General features: G+C 67.4%; 13 protein-coding genes and 2 pseudogenes. 12 read left to right on the forward strand and 3 right to left on the reverse strand.

All coding sequences use genetic code 11. The annotated features are described in order from the left end of the window. The 5 genes from ACWDN5_RS34815 to ACWDN5_RS34835 form a co-directional block, all read left to right on the forward strand. Window positions 1-3,069, forward strand: a 3,069-nt coding sequence (locus ACWDN5_RS34815; protein ID WP_449679269.1) for a PA14 domain-containing protein, incomplete at its 5' end; no start/stop codon positions are given. A gap of 15 nt (window positions 3,070-3,084) precedes the next feature. Beyond that, on the forward strand, window positions 3,085-3,435 hold the full coding sequence (locus ACWDN5_RS34820) for a hypothetical protein (RefSeq protein ID WP_449679270.1): 351 nt from the start codon (window positions 3,085-3,087) through the stop codon (window positions 3,433-3,435). Between the two features lie 1,104 nt (window positions 3,436-4,539). After that, window positions 4,540-4,776: a hypothetical protein gene (locus tag ACWDN5_RS34825; protein WP_449679271.1), complete on the forward strand. Its 237-nt coding sequence runs from the start codon at window positions 4,540-4,542 to the stop codon at window positions 4,774-4,776. Beyond that, window positions 4,773-5,201: a hypothetical protein gene (locus ACWDN5_RS34830; protein ID WP_449679272.1), complete on the forward strand. Its 429-nt coding sequence runs from the start codon at window positions 4,773-4,775 to the stop codon at window positions 5,199-5,201. Before ACWDN5_RS34825 ends, ACWDN5_RS34830 begins: the two co-directional genes overlap by 4 nt. Next, window positions 5,134-5,757 (forward strand): pentapeptide repeat-containing protein, encoded by a 624-nt coding sequence (locus ACWDN5_RS34835; protein ID WP_449679273.1) that lies wholly within the window; start codon window positions 5,134-5,136, stop codon window positions 5,755-5,757. The genes ACWDN5_RS34830 and ACWDN5_RS34835 overlap by 68 nt, the downstream gene beginning before the upstream one ends. A gap of 255 nt (window positions 5,758-6,012) precedes the next feature. Here ACWDN5_RS34835 and ACWDN5_RS34840 read toward each other — a convergent pair whose 3' ends face one another. Beyond that, the gene (locus ACWDN5_RS34840; RefSeq protein ID WP_449679274.1) at window positions 6,013-6,357 is read right to left on the reverse strand and encodes a hypothetical protein; all 345 of its coding nucleotides are present in this window, start codon (window positions 6,355-6,357) and stop codon (window positions 6,013-6,015) included. Window positions 6,358-6,367: 10 nt separating this feature from the next. Here ACWDN5_RS34840 and ACWDN5_RS34845 point away from each other — a divergent pair. Continuing rightward, window positions 6,368-6,559 (forward strand): annotated as a pseudogene (locus tag ACWDN5_RS34845) (transposase); the annotation flags it as partial. 231 nt (window positions 6,560-6,790) lie between these two features. Here the strand turns inward: ACWDN5_RS34845 and ACWDN5_RS34850 are convergent. Then, complete coding sequence (locus ACWDN5_RS34850; protein ID WP_449679275.1) at window positions 6,791-7,738, reverse strand: cold-shock protein; 948 nt, start codon at window positions 7,736-7,738, stop codon at window positions 6,791-6,793. A 320-nt stretch (window positions 7,739-8,058) separates the two neighbouring features. Continuing rightward, complete coding sequence (locus ACWDN5_RS34855; protein ID WP_449679276.1) at window positions 8,059-8,574, reverse strand: hypothetical protein; 516 nt, start codon at window positions 8,572-8,574, stop codon at window positions 8,059-8,061. A gap of 1,070 nt (window positions 8,575-9,644) precedes the next feature. On the opposite strand from ACWDN5_RS34855, the gene ACWDN5_RS34860 reads away from it, so the two are divergent. The 6 genes and pseudogenes from ACWDN5_RS34860 (at window position 9,645) to ACWDN5_RS34885 (ending at window position 16,368) form a co-directional block, all read left to right on the forward strand. After that, window positions 9,645-9,986, forward strand: a complete 342-nt coding sequence (locus tag ACWDN5_RS34860) for an RHS domain-containing protein (protein ID WP_449679277.1) — start codon at window positions 9,645-9,647, stop codon at window positions 9,984-9,986. Then, window positions 9,983-10,060: pseudogene (locus ACWDN5_RS34865) on the forward strand (hypothetical protein); the annotation flags it as partial. The gene ACWDN5_RS34860 and the pseudogene ACWDN5_RS34865, both read left to right, overlap by 4 nt. Window positions 10,061-10,301: 241 nt before the next feature. Further along, window positions 10,302-10,685, forward strand: a complete 384-nt coding sequence (locus ACWDN5_RS34870; RefSeq protein ID WP_449679292.1) for a hypothetical protein — start codon at window positions 10,302-10,304, stop codon at window positions 10,683-10,685. A gap of 339 nt (window positions 10,686-11,024) precedes the next feature. Beyond that, on the forward strand, window positions 11,025-11,405 hold the full coding sequence (locus tag ACWDN5_RS34875; protein WP_449679278.1) for a hypothetical protein: 381 nt from the start codon (window positions 11,025-11,027) through the stop codon (window positions 11,403-11,405). A 7-nt stretch (window positions 11,406-11,412) separates the two neighbouring features. Then, window positions 11,413-15,882 (forward strand): AAA family ATPase, encoded by a 4,470-nt coding sequence (locus ACWDN5_RS34880; RefSeq protein WP_449679279.1) that lies wholly within the window; start codon window positions 11,413-11,415, stop codon window positions 15,880-15,882. 342 nt (window positions 15,883-16,224) lie between these two features. After that, window positions 16,225-16,368 (forward strand): hypothetical protein, encoded by a 144-nt coding sequence (locus ACWDN5_RS34885; RefSeq protein ID WP_449679280.1) that lies wholly within the window; start codon window positions 16,225-16,227, stop codon window positions 16,366-16,368. Window position 16,369 lies beyond the last annotated feature (1 nt).

Consider the following 16,369-nt stretch of genomic DNA (forward strand, 5'->3'; position numbering starts at 1 on the left):
AAGGATCTGCCGCTGTCGACCACTGACGCGGCCGGACGCAAGACCACCACGGTCTACGACTACGCCGACCGTCCGGTCGACTCATACGGCCCGGCACCGGCGTCCTGCTTCACCGGTCAGGTGCCCAGTGGTACTTGTCCGGGAGGAATGTCCCACGGCCACAACGGCTATGACGAGGGCATCAACGGTCTCGCCGTGTCCTGGTACGACAACGGCCAGCTCTCCGGCGCGCCGAAGGCGTACACCACCGGACTCGGTACCGCGGACGGCACGTTCGTCAAGAACTGGGGTTCGGTGGCGCCCACCGCGGGAATTCCCGCGGACCACTATTCGCTGCGCGCGGCCGGCGACATCGTTTTCCCCGCCGCTGGTGACTACACGTTGCGGCTGCTCGCCGACGACGGTGTTCGCGTGTGGGTCGACGACCAGCTCGTCATCGACGACTGGATCAACACCACGGCGAAGTGGCGCCAGGGCGTCGTGCACGCCGATTCCGCCGGGCAGGCCAAACGAATTCGCGTCGACTACTACGAGTTCGATCTCACCGCCCAGCTGGAACTGCACTGGACCACCCCGTCCGGCACTCAGCAGCCCGTTCCCGGTACGCAGCTGCGGCCGCACTACGGGCTCAAGACCTCGACCACGGCGTCGGAATCCGACGGTGTCGCGGACAAGACGGGAACCACCAGCTTCGGTGACAGCGGGATCGACCCGGTGTACGGGCTGGCCACGTCCGGACTGGCCAACCCGTCGGGGCTGAAGGTCGCCGGGGCGGTCTCCTACGAGACGCCCGGCAGTGGCTACCTGCGCAAGACCGCCAAGACCATGGCCACCGGCGCGAAGACCACCTACTCGTACTACGGCGACACCGAGACGCGGGTCAACCCGTGCGTGGCGGGCAGCGCCGCGGTCAACCAGGGCGGCCTGGCGAAGCTGACCACGTCGGCGGCCCCGGCGACCGGCCCGGCGCGGGTCGACGAGCAGGTCTACGACGCGTCCGGGCGCGTGATCGCCGAGGCGACCGGTGGGGCGTGGACCTGCACCGGCTACGACAGCCGGGACCGGCCCGTCCAGGTCAAGGTGCCCGCGAGCACCGATGCCCCGGCGCGGACCGTGACCCACGACTACGCGGTCGGCGGGGACCCGCTCACCACCTCGATGAGCGACGACAAGGGCACCGTCACGACCACGGTCGACTTCCTCGGTCGTGAAGTGGGCTACACCGACGTCAACGGCGTGCGCACCAGCACTGTCTACGACCAGGCCGGCCGCGTCGCCTCCGCCACCGTCACCCCGCCCGACGCCGCGGACCGGCCGAGGACGATTTCCACGACCTACGACGATGCGGGCAGGGCCCTCACGCAGAAGCTCGATGGTCAGATCCTGGCCACCGTCACCTACGACAACGCCGGCGAGCTCGCCACCGTCGGCTACGCCAACGGCACCTCACTGGCATCGACGTCGAAGGACAACGCGGCCAGGCTGTTGTCCCTCGGCTGGAAGACCAGCGACGGCAGAGATCTGGTCAGCAAGGTCGGTCGAACGTCGGCGGGGACGATCATCGACGAGTCCCTCGCCGGCGTCGATGCCCGGTCGGACGCGCCCAACTACGTCTACGACGGGGTCGGTCGGCTGACCGAGGCCTACGTCACCGGGCACCACTACACCTACGACTACACCGCGGCCGCGTCCGCGACCTGCCCCGGCGGCACCCAGGGCAACGCGGGCCTGAACACCAACCGGATGCGCCTGCTCGACCAGACCGCCGCCGGCACCGCGGAGACCCGGTACTGCTACGACGCCGCCGACCGGCTGCTGGCCACCGAGGGTGCCACTGCTCTGTCCGGCTTCACCTACGACGCCGACGGCAACACCACCGGCTGGCAGGGAGCCGATGGCACGACCACGCTGACCTGGGACGGCTCCGACCGCAACATCGGCGTCAAGTCCGCCGGCCCGAACCCGGCGCTCAACGCCGACATCGCCTACACCCGGGACGTGACCGACCGGATCGTGCGCCGCGACCCGCGTGACTGCGACAACAACACCGTCGTCCGGTACGGCTACACGAGCGACGGCGACACCGCGGACTTGACGCTGTCCGCCGATGGTCGGCTCACCACGCTCGCGCTGACACTGCCCGGTGGTGTCCTCTACACGACGAGGGTCGGCTCCGACGGAGCGTTCACGCCGACCTACGACCACCCGTCGGTGCGCGGCGACTTGGTGCTGTCCACCGACTCCGCAGGCCACCAGATCGGTGAGCTGCGGACCTTCGACCCGTACGGGCAGCCGTTGACCGCCTCGGGTGCGGTCGACAGCCAGAACGTGCCGGACAACGCCCCGGGCTCGATGGACTACGGCTGGCTCGGCCAGTACCAGCGTCCCTACGAGCACACGGGCGCGCTGTCCGTGGTGCAGATGGGAGCCCGGCCCTACAGCCCGCTGCTCGGCCGCTTCCTTTCCGTCGATCCGGTCGAGGGGGGTTCCGCCAACGACTACGACTACGTCGCCGGCGACCCGATCAACGCGATGGACCTCGACGGCGGCTCCTGGTTCAGCTCGATCGTGAGCGTCGTGACCAAGGTGGCCGAAGTCGCCTCGTGGATCCCCGGACCGATCGGAACGATCGCGAGCGGGGTCGCCGCCGCCGGAAACGCCATCCAGGGAAACTGGGGAGCGGCGGCTCGGTACGGCGCGCAAGCCCTCGCCGGCGTCCTCACCGCCGGGATCGGAACTGCGGCGGTCGGCGCGGCGATCGGTGCTTACAAGGCGGTCAAGTTCGCCCGCGGGGTCGGTACGATCCTCAAGGCCGCGCGGCGTTCCCAGGGATTCGTGTACAAGGGCGTCAAGGCGACCTTCCGCCAGTCCCGGGTGGCCGGACGAATCTGGGTCGGTCCCCTCGCCAAGAAGACGGTCACGAAACGCGGCAGCGTCCGCTGGGTCTCCCGCAACGGCAAACGCCAATACCGATCTCCGGAGAACAAGGGACGGCGTGGCTGGCAGTCCAACTTCGAGTCCGGCCGCGTCAACAAGAAGTACACCAACAACTACCATGTACGACACTGAGTGGCAGGAGGTGTCATGACGCGTGACACGTCGAACGACTTCGCGTTCGCCGACCGGATCGCCGAAGTGATGGACGGGACGCGGTTCGAGGGATACCTCCACGTCACGGTCCCGGAGCTCGTCAAGAGCGATCGTGCCGACGGTGCCGCTTATGTCGACATGGTGTTCGCGCGACGGGATCCGGATGAGCCAGAACATTGGCGATACGAGGATCGCGCAGATCCGGGGACGGAAAGTGCCCAGGAGGAACTGGAAGCGGCGCGGCTCGACTGGTATGGCGAGCAGTTCGATTTGCGCTGGTTGGACAACGAGACGACGGCGAAGGTCCGTCTTGACGTATTCCACGAGGGGGACGAGCTCGCGTAGGGCGGTGACGTCGTACTGGCAATTGCACGATTGCGAGTCAACGGTGCAGTTCCCCAATCGTGCAACCCGCGGCGGAAGCACTAGTTACGACGGCCAGAACATGCGCGCGGCGGCCTGGCTGTCGAGAGCGTGAACGATTGCAAATATCCCAGCTAGATCGACTGGCGTCGACACGAAACGACTCGAACCAATAATCCGGAGGGTTCTTGGTTCGAGTCCAAGCGGGGGAGTGCAAGGCCCAGGTCCTCGACCTGGGCCTTTTTGCTACCCACGATTAGGGGCGATCTAGTGTCTATCTTGACGGTCGTCCAATGATCGGCCTGCTGGCCTGCAGGACCGGGCTGCCGCGGTCCGTTGGCTGGCCGCGTCTGCACAAAGACGCAACCCTGTGGGCTCGGCGGCTGACCGGGTGCGCCATGCCCGGGCGAACTTGCTGAGCCACCGCGTCTCGGTGGAGTAACTGCTCGGCGAGCCGGGCGCTGCGCTGCAGGACGTTCGGCCGGGGCACCCGCTGTCGGGTAGCGGCGCAACTCGCGAATCGCCGGCACCGCTTCGCGTGTCTGCGCGCGTCGTGCCACGGGGCCGGTCTACTTAGAGGGCCGACCTGCTGGTGCCTCGCGCTCGAGCCGAGGGAGCACTCCGAGCCCCGGTTTCATCGGGCGTCCGCTCGATGGTGTTCCGGAGAGAAGGGAAGGCGGTTGATTATGACTTCGCGTCGGGATCGACGACGTGACAGCGAGGTGTCGGATCACCGTCACGATCACGGGTTCCGTGACCGTGACGGCGGCCCGGCTGGTGACCGTCGTGGTGCTGGTACTCACAGGCCTCGCGAACCTGTACCCGCACTAGCCGGTCACCTAGCTGTCCGAGTTCGGCGGGGCTCGGCTCATCGAGTGAGCTCCGCCGAGCCCTTTGTCCTTCTGACGCGTACGCGTCAACACCACTGTAGACGCCTTCATGATCAACGCCAGTACCTCGATCGGCTCGGCGGGGCGTGTGATGCAGCCCGCATCGGCGTGCACGGCGTCTTACGCCGAGAGCTGGAGTCCGCGCGGTAGTAGCGGGACGCCGTGCCACAGCGACTGACCGTCCGTGATGAGGCGGATGCTGATGTTGTTCGGGTCGCTTGGGTGGGACTGGGCGCCGGCGCGTGGTGCGCTGGTCCTCAGCGGGGTGGCGCTGCTGGCCGGAGCGGTGGTGTTCTCCGGGTGGGTGGACTGGCCTGCGCTGGGCCGGTGGGCGCGCCCGCTGGCCGTGCCGCCGTCGCTGCCGCTGGGTTGGCGGTCGCGGTGGCGCGGCGGCGGGGAGAGCGGGCGCCACGGACCCGGGCGTCGGGGATGAGCTGGTGGGTCGTGGTGGCCGCCGCGATTGTGGTGGCCGCGGTGGGGTGGGCTGCCACCAGTTGGCTGCTCGGCGAGGCCAACCAGGCCGGCGACGTCGACAAGAGGGCATCGGTGCGGGTCGAGGCGATCAAGACCGGGCTCGGGATCGGCGCGGGCACCACCGGGAGCTTCGCGCTGCTGTTGGCGGTGCGGCGTCAGCAGCACAACGAGAGCGACGCGACGGAGAAGAACGTCACCGAGCTCTACACCAAGGCCGCCGACCAGCTCGGCTCCGAAGAGGCTCCGGTCCGGCTGGCCGGGGCTGTACGCGCTCGAGCGGCTGGCCCACAACAACCCTGGCCAACGCCAGAGCATCGTGAACGTCATCTGCGCCTACCTGCGGATGCCCTTCACTCCGCCGGACGAGCAGCTGCCGCCCGCTGACGACGAGCGGCAGCTGGAGAAACATCAGCGGCGGGCGCAGGAACGGGAAGTCCGGCTCGCTGCTCGACGCATCCTGCGCGAGCACCTCCAACCCGGCGTTCGGCGCACGTTCTGGAAGGAGATCGACCTCGACCTCACCAATGCCCACCTGATCGTCTTTTCCCTGCAGGAGTGCCGCGTCCGTACCGCCGGATTCAGCGGCGCGACCTTCACCGGCACGACCCGGTTCGACCGCGCGACCTTCACCGCCGGCGCCCGGTTCGACGGCGCAACCTTCACCGGCGAAGCCAATTTCGGCCGCGCGACCTTCACTGACGAAGCCAGTTTCGACGGCGCGACCTTCAAGCACTACGCCGGGTTCGGCGACGCGACCTTCACCAGCGCCGCCTGGTTCCGACGTGCGACCTTCACCGGCATTGCCCAGTTTCGAGATGCGACTTTCACCGGCCCCGCCGAGTTCGAACATGCGACCTTCCCTGGCGACGTCGGGTTCGCCCGCGCAACGTTCAACGATCGAACTTCCGGCCTCCCCGACGACGCTGCGAGCTCCGGGTGACCCGATGCGGTTTGCATCATCCAGTCGCGAGTTGATGCCGTCGGGAGTGCTGCTGGCGGGTTACCGGCCGATTGGGACTTCCCGCCAGGTTTCGATGGCTCGGCACAGGGTCGCGGCCGTGACGATCTGCACGCGGCGACCGGCCTTGTCGAGTTGGGGGACGAAGGCGCCGTCGCTGACCGGCGGAGAGGCAGGAGTCGAACGTGCGGTATTCGTTTTCGCAGGTCCGAGACCGTATGAGCGTGGTGGCCGCGATCAGGTGGATTTGCGGACGAGGCCGGTGTAGGCGGCGGTGGCGAGGGTGGCCAGGCCCCAGAGGAGGGCTTGGAACGCCCAGAGGGTGGCGGTGAAGGTTTGGCCCCAGCCGGTGATGGTGTCGAGGTTGCAGTCGATGCGGATGCCGGTGGTGCCGAGGGGGAGTCCTCGGTCGATGCCGAGGCCGATGAGTTCGACGGGTGAGCAGGGTGTGCCGGGGTCGGTGAGTTTGGCGGTGGCGGGTGGGACGCGTTCGGCGGCGTGGTGGCCGGGGTGGGTGGTGACGTCCGCTTGATGATCACGAACGAGGGAACAATTATGCTCCATAAACGGCGACGAGCTCACATCATGTTGTCGGCGGCAAAAGTCCCGCCTCGGCCGGGTCCGCTGGGTCGTCGAACGCACCATCTCCTGGCTGCTGCGGTGCAAACGCCTCGGGCTGCGCTACGACCGGACCGAACGCACCACGCCGGCGCTACTCACGCTGGCCTGCACCGTGATCAACGTCCGCCGGCTCATAAAAATCGAGCTCTGCGACCAGGTCTAACGCATCCATTAACTCATTTGGGATACATCGGTAGCTCCGTGTCGTTGGGTGGAGGTGACTGGTGAGCTTCTGAGTGCGGAGCAGGTCCTCGGGTCGGCACGGGGCCCCCGTCGCCACGAGGGAGATCGATCTCCTGGAGGAGGCTGCAGCCGCGTTGCTGACGGCACCATCGACGCCGGATGAACGAGCACTCTCGTCGGGAAGTGATCAGCCATCGGTGGGGCCGCCTCTTCAGAGGCGTTCGACGCGGTCGGCCTGCGGGCCCCGGTCGCTCTGACGCACCGCGTACCGGACCCGGTCACCCTTCTGCAGCGGCTCCGACCCCATGATCACGGACGCGTGGGCGAAGAGATCGTCGCCGCCTGCGTCCGGGGTGATGAAGCCGAAGCCGCGGTCGGCGTCGTAGCGCGCGACGACGCCCTCGCCGCCTCGTACGGGCACGTCCCGCGCCGCCGGCCCCGCGGCCGCGGCAGGTGCTGACCGCTGCGGCGCCGTCTGGAGCTCGGCGCCCCGGACCAAGTGCACGTCGCGGGCCTGCGGGCCCTTGTCTCCACTGGCCACCTCGTAGGCGACGCGGTCGCCCTCCGTGAGCCACGTCAGCCCCTCGGCCAGGGCCCGGGCGTGAACGAAGACGTCCCCGGCGCCGGAGTCGGGGTTGATGAAGCCGAAGCCCTTGTCCTCGTCGTACCAGGCCACCGTGCCGTCGGCACCGTCCGCGATACCGGCCGCAGCGGGTGAGCCGGCGCCTGCTCCCAGCGGGATCACGTGCCCGGCCTGCGGGCCGCGCTCGCCTTCGACGATCAGGAAGGCCACCCGCTGCCCCTCGGTGACCACCCCGCCGGTCACGATGGCGGAGCTGTGCACGAAGATGTCGGCGCCGCCGCCGTCCGGCGACGCGAAGCCGTACCCCTTGCCCGGCTCGTACCAGTTGATGGTGCCGAGCAGGCCCACGGCGCTGCCGGTGGCCGCATCGGCGGTGACGCGAACGCGCAGCGCCTGGGGCCCGCGGTCGTTCTCGCCGATCTCGAACACGACGGCCTGACCCTCGCGGAGCACTTTCCCGCCGCCGTCCCCGACGATCTCGGAGGCGTGCACGAACACGTCCGGCGAGCCGTCCTCGGGCGCGAGGAAGCCGAAACCACGTTCGGCGTCGAACCAACGGACGGTCCCTTGCGGCATCAAACGCTCCAGGTCGAGAGGGCGGGCACTGGCCCCCAGTCTCCCTGACAGACCTCCGGTCCGGCGGGCCGGGCCCACCGGGGACGGTGCGGAGCCACGGGCGGGCCGTTGGTTCACCTGGCGACACGCCGAGTTGAGACCAGGTTTCAGGCGCGAGATCTCGGACACCTTGGCCCGGATCAGCGCGCTCAGGCCTGACCTGGTTCAGGACGCACCACCGACAGCTCCGCTCTTCAACTGTGACCACAGACGGCGTGGTCGAGGTAGTCCGCCGGTGCCGGCTCAGGCCGGCGAACAGGACCCGAACCACCACCGCGAACTCAAGGACTGCGTCGGACGTGGTCGAAGCCGTTGTCCCCGAGGTCAGCACCAGCTTCAGGGAGCAGGGGGTTGTTCCGGGCTCCCCGGGCCGATGGACGTGGCGGCTCGGAGCAGGTCGGCGGCCAAGCGCCGGAGTTCCCCGATGTCCTCACTGGTGTTCTCGTACTGTGGGGGCCCAGGTGTTCCTCGCCGTGGATCGAGGAGGTCCAGTTCAGCAGGGACCGGGAGCGGTACTGGTTGTCCTGCCAGGGGGTCAAGTCCCGCCATTGCTCCACAGGCAACAGGGCAACGACCATGGCGCGGGCGTGATCGTGGAGTTCGAACCGTTCAGCCTTCTCAGTGATGAACATCAGGTTCCGCACCAGGGCAACGGCGACCGCGAGGGGCTGGAGTTCGGCGGCCTGGGTGATCAGGGTCCGATACGTGTCGGGGTCGGCGTTGCGGGCCACGGACGCGGCCAGTCTTGTGGTCGCGGCGAGGTTGATGGTCATCAAGGAGGGCAGGTCGGGGAACATGACCGCGTGCTCGGTAGCCGCCACAAGCCGCTGGTACAGGTCGGGTCGTACGGTAGTTCCTTGACGCGGGCCCAGGGGCGTGCGGAGTCCAGGAGTTCCTTGTGTTCGCGTGCCGCGCGCTGTGCCTCGGTCTCCGGTTCGGCTTCTCCTGGATGTGGTGGGTCTTCGGCCGTTTGGCCGTTCCACCGTTCACTCAATGCGGTGGTGGCACGTTCCAGTTCCGCGAGCGCGTCGGGCAGATCGTTGTTGTCGGCCAACGGATAGGCCGGGTGGGAGGAACTGCCCGGCCACCGTCCGGCGGCCGCGACGGCGGCGGCGGCCGCCTCCTGCACCCAGGCACACCGCGGGCTGGCATGGACCGATTCACCTGGTCGCGCAACGTCTGCCAGGCGTTGATCGCCTTGGCCACCACGGTGCGCTGCTGGCCGGCGACGGCGAAGAAATGCCCGACGGTACGGGCGGCGGCCAGGACCGCGCTGGATCCGGCGGTCTGGGTGCCGATCTGGCGGTGGTCGATTGGCGCTACGACGAGCGGGGCAGGCCCAGCTCGCTGAGCACCGCGGGCCGGACGATGACCTTCGGGCACGACCAGGCCGGGTTCGAGGTCGAGCGGATACTCGACAGCGGAACGATTCTCGCGCAGGCGTGGGATGTCAACGGCAGGCTGGCCGAGCAGACTGTTTCGACGGTCGCGGGCACCGACGGCAGCAGGCGCGCCCGTCTGCTCCGGGCACGCAAGTACCGCTATCGCGCCGATGGCAACCTGACCTCCATCGAGGACGAACTCGCCGGTTCCAGGTATTTCCAGTTCGATCAGTCGGGGCGGATCACCAGCGTCGAGGGACCCGGCGGGGTGGAGCGTTACGCCTACGACCGAGCCGGAAACGTCTCGGCGGCCGCTTGGCCGGAACCGGATACCACGCTTCAGGGCACGCGGAGTTATGCCGGCACCTTCTGGCGGTACAGCTGGAACGCGCAGGACCAATTGGTCGGCGTCGTCACGCCGGACGGCTCTCGGTGGCAGTACGTCTACGACCCGCTGGGGCGCCGATCGGCCAAACGGCGAAGTGGTGGAGGAGGTCGTCTTCGTCTGGGATGGCACCACGCTCGCCGAGCAGCGCCATTCCGGGGGAACGAACCTCACGTGGGATTGGGAGCCGGGAAGCTTCAAGCCGCTGACGCAAACCGAACGCAGCCAGGTGGCCGGCGCGCCGCAATCCTGGGTGGACGAACGGTTCTACTCGATCATCACCGACCTGGTCGGCGCACCCAGCGAGTTGATCGACGCCTCCGGGAACGTCGCTTGGCGGGCGGGCTCCACCATCTGGGGCCGCGCGCTGACAGAACCCGCAGCCGGACCGTCGACGCCATTGCGGTTCCCTGGTCAGTACTTCGACGCCGAGACGGGTTGAACCACAACGTCCACCGGTACTACGACCCGGACACCGGCCGGTATCAGAGTGCGGATTCGCTCGGACTCCAGGCCGGCCCGAGCCCGCACAGCCACGTGCACAACCCTGCCCAGTGGTTCGACCCGCTCGGCCTGGTGGAAGTCTGCGACGACGCGCTCGATGACATCTTCGACAGGCACGGCCCCGAGGCGACCCAAGGCATCGAGTACCAGTACCGCAGGATGAACGACGAGATGTCCGCGCTGCCGGAGGATCGCAACCACTGGATCCGCGACATCGGCGATGATCGCGCGCGCTGGGCAGGTCCGGTTGGCCGTGGAGGCGCTGGCGCTGGTGGAAACCGATGTCCCGCTGGTTTCGGTGGTGCGGGTGGGTGCCGAGGTCGCCGTTGTCCGGGAGTTGTGGGAACGGTTGCAGCAAGCGGTGCGCGAGTACGACCAGGCGCCGCGATCCCGCCGGATGACGATCGCACTGTCCGATGTGGAACTGCACGTCGTGCACACCGCGCTGGTGTTGGCGCCGCGGATCGTGACTTCCGAGGAGGCGTTCCACATTCGGACAGGGGCCTTCAAGGAACAGATGTCGTCCTTGGCCGACGGCCTCATCGCCGGGCCGGCCTGCACGCCGCCGAGGTCGGATAGCCACGGCCACGGCGTCCGTTGTGAGGAACATGATCGTCTTGCGACGCCCGGAACTTGACGCCGCCGGTCATCCGGACTGCTCGTCCCGGATTCGCCGCGGCTCGGTGAGACGGTCGGCAGATCGACGGGCACTCGCCAGCGGAGCGTCGTCCCGTCGCACCTTCACCGCCGGAATCGTGGAGCGTGGGTGTGATCGGAAAATAGAAACGAACAAAGTGTCGGACGACGAAATCTTCTGTCGAGTCGTGCGCGTTTCCGGGTCTGACGTTGCAGCGATCAAAACCGATCTTCGGCGCCCGTTGTCGGCGGTCCGTCACCTGTTCGGGCCAACCGTCGTTGACGGTCGCAGGCGAGTCGGGAAAGCTGGCTCGAAGCCATAGAAGGAAAGGGGGGTGGTGTGGACCCGGTTTCGATGATCGTCGCTGCGCTGGTCGGCGGAGCGTCCGAGGTGGCTGGTCAAGCCGTGAAGGACGCCTACCAAGGACTCAAGGCCTTGCTGACGCACAAGTTCGCGGGCCGGCCGACCGCGGAAGTGGCGCTGGCCGAGCACGAGAAACAGCCGGAGATCTGGCGGGAACCGCTGAAGGATCAGCTGACCGCGACCGCAGCCGACCAGGACGAGGCGATAGTCGACGCGGCCCGGAAGGTGCTGGAACTGGTGGAGTCGGCAACCGGCGGCGGAGGTAAGTACCACACCACCATCGGCGACAACGCGCAAGGTGTGATCGTCGGTGACAAGGCCAAGCAGAAGAACTACTTCGGACCTGCGCCGGAATAGTCATCCAGTGGCCAGACTGACTACGGACCTGCTCGCCGAAGTTGCCACAGCAGTCTACGCCAGGTTGGGGCCGGTCCCGGACGGCGCCGGCACGGATCGCTTGTCTTTCGAAGTCGCGCTGGCTCGTGCTGCCAACGCGTTCGCCCGCAACCATCCGCGGCTGGCACCCGCGCTCCTGGACCCGGAGTTTCTGACTGGTCAAGCCGTACCCGTGTTCGCGGACAGCCTGCGCCAGCAGGCTACCCCGGACCCTGTCGCGCTCGCGGCAGCGTGGCCGGATGACGACGATCCCGGCCGAAAGGTCCGGGCGGCGGCCGACTTTCTCCGCTGGCTGGACGCCGAACTGCGGTCCGAGCCGGCACCGGACGACCTGCCTGACGTCCTGGCGCAAGCCCAGAAGTACGACGTCACGATCGAGCGCGCGCAAGGCATCGCCATCGGCGACAACGCCAGGGTCCACAACGTCTTCAACACCTACTTCGACAGCGACTACGCCACCCTGGCGGAGTACTACCTGCCGCCGGAGGAAGTGTTCGAACGCGTCCAGGTGTCGGAGTTCGTGGGCCGGGCGAACCTGCTCGCGGATCTCGACGAATTCCTCGACACAGCAGACCGTGGCGTCTGGTTGCTGGTCGGCGAGGCGGGAGTGGGCAAGTCGACGTTCCTCGCCCACCTGGTCAGTGAGCGAGGATATCTGCATTTCTTCGCCGAACAGGCGCCGGGCGCAACGAATGTGAATCGCGCTGTTCATTCGCTGGCGGCCCAGTTGATCAGCCGATTCCGGATCGCCCCGTACGCCCAGCGGGACACCGTCCCCGGCCTGCTGGCCGCCTATCCGGACTTTCTGCGCAGGCTGCTGTCGGCCGCCGCGGCCGAGCTGGTGCACGGGGAACGCCTGGTCATCGTGATCGATGCGCTGGACGAAGCCGGCGAAGTCCCCGGTCAGAACGTCCTCGGCCTGCCCCGGCACCTGCCCCAAGGTGTCTACCTGGTGCTGTCTCAGCGGGACGAGAACGTCCCGCTGGTCATCGAGCCGGCGCCCCGGCGTGTCGACCTGCGTGCCCATGACGCCGCCAACCAGGACGACATGGTCGTATACCTGCGTCGGCAGAGTCGTGTACCGGCCATCGCCCAGCAACTGCGTGCCCGCAACTACACCACGGACGAGTTCATCCGGGTGCTGCTCGAAAACAGCGCCGGCAACTGGATCTACCTGCACTACGTGCTCCAGGAAATCATCGATGGCCAACGTGCCCCGCTCGACCTGGACGCACTGCCGGACGACCTGGCGACCTACTACATCGCCAACTGGGCGCGCTGGCGGGATACCCCGGAATGGGACACCATCTACGCGCCTCTGCTCGTGACGCTGGGAGCAGCCTTCGAGCCGCTTCCCCTGTCGACGCTGAAGCAGTGGTCGGGTGTGGACGCCGGCGACTACTTGCTGCGTCGTGTCCTACGGGACAAGTGGGGTGCGTTCGTCTACGAGGTCGCGGGTAGCGAGCGCCGATATCGCCTGTACCACGCAAGCCTGAACGACTTCCTGGCCGGCGAGCTCGTGCCGGACAAGTATTCTCCCTACGCCGAGAATCTCCTTACCGAACTGGCGGAGCGGACAGTTCAGGCTCACACGGACGTGGTGGCGGAGCTGAGATCGCGATGTGGCGGGAATTGGCCGGATCTTGCGAGCAACGACTATGCCCGCCGCTTCCTCACCGCGCACCTACGCCTCTCGGGCGATCTGGATGCCCTGTTCGAACTCGTGCAGAGCGTCGCGTGGTACGAGATGCAGATGTCAGCCGACTCCAGCGGCATCGCCTTCATCAACGACGTGGATCAAGCTTGGGTCGCGGCAGAGTCGCACAACCACTCCGCCCTCGCCGACGGTCACCCGGCTCCTCTGGTCGCCGACGAGATTCGATGCGCCTTGGCAGCCGCGCGCACCGGCGACATATCGGCCAACATCCCGGTTTCCCTGTTGGTCGCTCTGGTCGCCGGTGGTTCTTGGTCTCCCGCGCAAGCTCTCGCGGCAGCGAATCTGCAGCCGGACGATACTCAGCGCCGCCAGTCGCTCGCGGAACTCGTGACTTGCTTCGGGGAGTGCGGCTTCTTCTCCGACGCTCTCGAAACGGTCACCTTGATCGACGACGTGTCGGAGCAAGCTCGTTTGCTGGCCGAAATCACGCCCCATCTGCCGCCGACGTCAATGCGCCAAGCTCTGGCCACCGCATTGCGCATACCCAACGGAGCCTACATCGCGAGAGCTCTCGAGGCGCTTGCCCCGCGGTTGTCTTCGCCACTTCTTCACGAAGCCAGAGAACGCGCCGCGCTCATCGATGAGCCCCTCGACCGGCAGTGGGCGCTTGGCGCGCTGCTCCCCCTCTTGCCGGAGAGCGAGCAGGCCGACGCGTGGCTGGAAGTGCTGACCGCGGTTCGGCAGATAGCAGGGCCGTCCACCCGGTGCCGGATGTTCGCCGCGATGGCGGCCCATCTGGATGAGGCACGAAAGGCCGCGGAATTGTCGGACCTTCTCGCCATGACCGGGAACGTAGCCGATCCGCATGAGCAGGCGTCCTGCTGGCTGGCTCTGCTGCCGATGCTGCCCGAACCGGAGCGCATGGCGGTGCGCGACAACGTCATCCTGCTCACCGAACGGATCCAGGAGGCCCGCGAACGAATCAGCACGGCGCTGGCGGCCATCGCGGAAATGGCCGACGACCGGCGTGCGCCCGTTCTCGCCGACATCGTCGACCTCGTCGAGGCGGAGGCCGACGGCTCGGAACGACGTGACCTGCTGAACACCCTTGCCCATTACACCGGGTGGTACCACATCGAACTGCCGCTTTCCCTGCGAGTACGGGTTTTCCGTGCGGCAGCGAGTATCTCGGATAACTCCCACCGGCTGGAAGCATTCGGTGACGTGCTCGATGCGGGACTCGCTCCACCGCTCGATGAGCCCATCCTGTGGGACCTCGTCCGGTCCGTGGTAGAGGAGATGAGCGCGGAATTCTATGTCGTATTCGAAGCCATCAAACTGCTTCAGCGGCTTGCCCCGCTGATGTCGGAGGCGATGTATGCGGAGTTGCTTTCCAGCGCCAAGTCCATCGCCTCACCATACAATCGCAGAGAGGTCCTTGACGCGGTCAGCGCTCATGTGCCCCCGTCAGTCCACCACATCTGGCGAGAACTGATCCGTTCCGAGGAGCAGGACCAGCCCGCCACGCCGCCGGAGCCTGATGACGCTTCCACGCCAGTGGAACGTCATCCCGTCTCACCCACCGACATGCTGACCGCCATCTGGAGCACCCAAGCCGACGACGGGTACCACCTGGCCGCGGTACGTGCCGTCGCACCCCACGCGCCATCGGAGATGCTGCCGAGGATCATCGACACAGCGATGCGTCTGCAGAATCCCGGCCTTCGCGCCCGGGCCTTGGCGTCCTTGGCCAGCCGCCACCTTCCCGAGGATGTCACCCGTCAGGCGCTGTCGCTGGTTTCCTGCGTCGATGGGGAATACAACAGGGCGAGCGTATTGGTGTCCCTGGTTCCAGTCCTGCCTCCGGATTCGCTGGCGGACGCCGTCACTGTCGCAACGGCAATCGAGCATCCCTACAACCGCGTCCGCTCCCTGACCCACCTGGCTCGCCGCCTTGCCGGCCCTCTCCGGCATGAGCTGATCGAACACTGCGTGTCGTTCGTGATGACCAGCAGGTATCTCCTGCAGCGAGCCGAAGTGCTGGCTTTGCTTGCTCCGAGCCTCGACGATCGGCATCGACGTGATCTGTGCGAGCATGTATTGGCGGCCATCGACTCGACAGATGAACGCCGTTCCCGGCCGGACGCGCTCGGTTACCTCCTCCCGTTGCTCCCCGACTCCCTGATGCCTCGGGTATCGGCGATCGCCACGGCCACCTCCGACGTCGAGGAACGCATCCGGATGGTCGCGGTGCTGGCCGACCGGCTCCCAGCGGTTGAACGCGAAGACCGGCTCGCCGACGCGCTGGCCGAGGTGCTGGCAACGGCAGACGCGTTCCGCCGCGTGCAGAATTTCACCGCGATCCTGCCTCACCTGCCGGAACGGCTGAAAACATCAGACCACCTCGAGATGATCTTTGCCGATGCTCAGGAGCTGGCCACCGCCGGCATTTTCCTCGAAGGCATCAACCTGGCGGAGATCCTGCCTCACGTGGACCGGTCTTACCAGCTGCCACTGCTCCCCGAGGCACTTGCCGACGTCGCTCGGCTGGCAAAGCTCGACACCGAACGCGAGCGCGGGTTCCACCGCCTCTTGCCCATCATGACAACGCTGCCGCCTGCTGACCTGTATCCGCTGTGGAACAACACCCTCCTCGTCTGCGCACGTGGCTCGGCTGCGAGCCTGGTGCAAGACATCAGCTCACTGTGGCCGGTGCTCAGTTTGCTCGGCGGTCAAGACGCTCCGGCAGCGGTTGCACAGGTCATCCTTGACAATCTCTGATCTTTTCGCGGCTACGGCGCATCGCCGGTGGCAGAACGCTTTTCTGGCCGGGGTGCTCGTCTTCGGCTTGGCCGCGTTCGGCGGTGCGGCCTGGGCTGTCTACGTGCGAGGGATCGGCTGCGCGCCCTTCTGGCCGACGACCACGGGCTTTGGCTGCCGACGGCGACCGAGGACCACCAAGCCCAGCGACCGCACCGCCAGCGTCCGCAACCGAGCGGTTCCGGAGAGCCCGGAGCGGACGGCGTTCGCGCAACGCGCGCTCCGCCGGTTCCTGATCGCGACGGGGATCTGGTTCGCGCTGCTGATCACGGCCGCGGTCGTGCTGCTGGCGCTGGACCTGCTGTGGCCTTGGTCTTCGTCGTGGTCGTGGGCTCGCTCGCGCCCCTGCCCATCGCGCAGCTCTACTTCTCCCGGGTCCGCGCGGTGCTGGAGGACGAGCGACCCCCGGACGCTGGGCGGGCCGTCCGGGAACGGCCCGCCCCGTGAA

It is taken from the genome of Amycolatopsis sp. NPDC003731, from assembly GCF_053586895.1.

Excerpts from the sequence above, each read along its gene's own strand:
- ACWDN5_RS34850 (WP_449679275.1), bottom strand. The coding sequence starts at position 7,738 with ATGCCGCAAGGGACCGTCCGTTGGTTCGACGCCGAACGTGGTTTCGGC.
- ACWDN5_RS34825 (WP_449679271.1), top strand. The coding sequence starts at position 4,540 with ATGCTGATGTTGTTCGGGTCGCTTGGGTGGGACTGGGCGCCGGCGCGT.
- ACWDN5_RS34820 (WP_449679270.1), top strand. The coding sequence starts at position 3,085 with ATGACGCGTGACACGTCGAACGACTTCGCGTTCGCCGACCGGATCGCC.
- ACWDN5_RS34830 (WP_449679272.1), top strand. The coding sequence starts at position 4,773 with ATGAGCTGGTGGGTCGTGGTGGCCGCCGCGATTGTGGTGGCCGCGGTG.
- ACWDN5_RS34855 (WP_449679276.1), bottom strand. The coding sequence starts at position 8,574 with ATGTTCCCCGACCTGCCCTCCTTGATGACCATCAACCTCGCCGCGACC.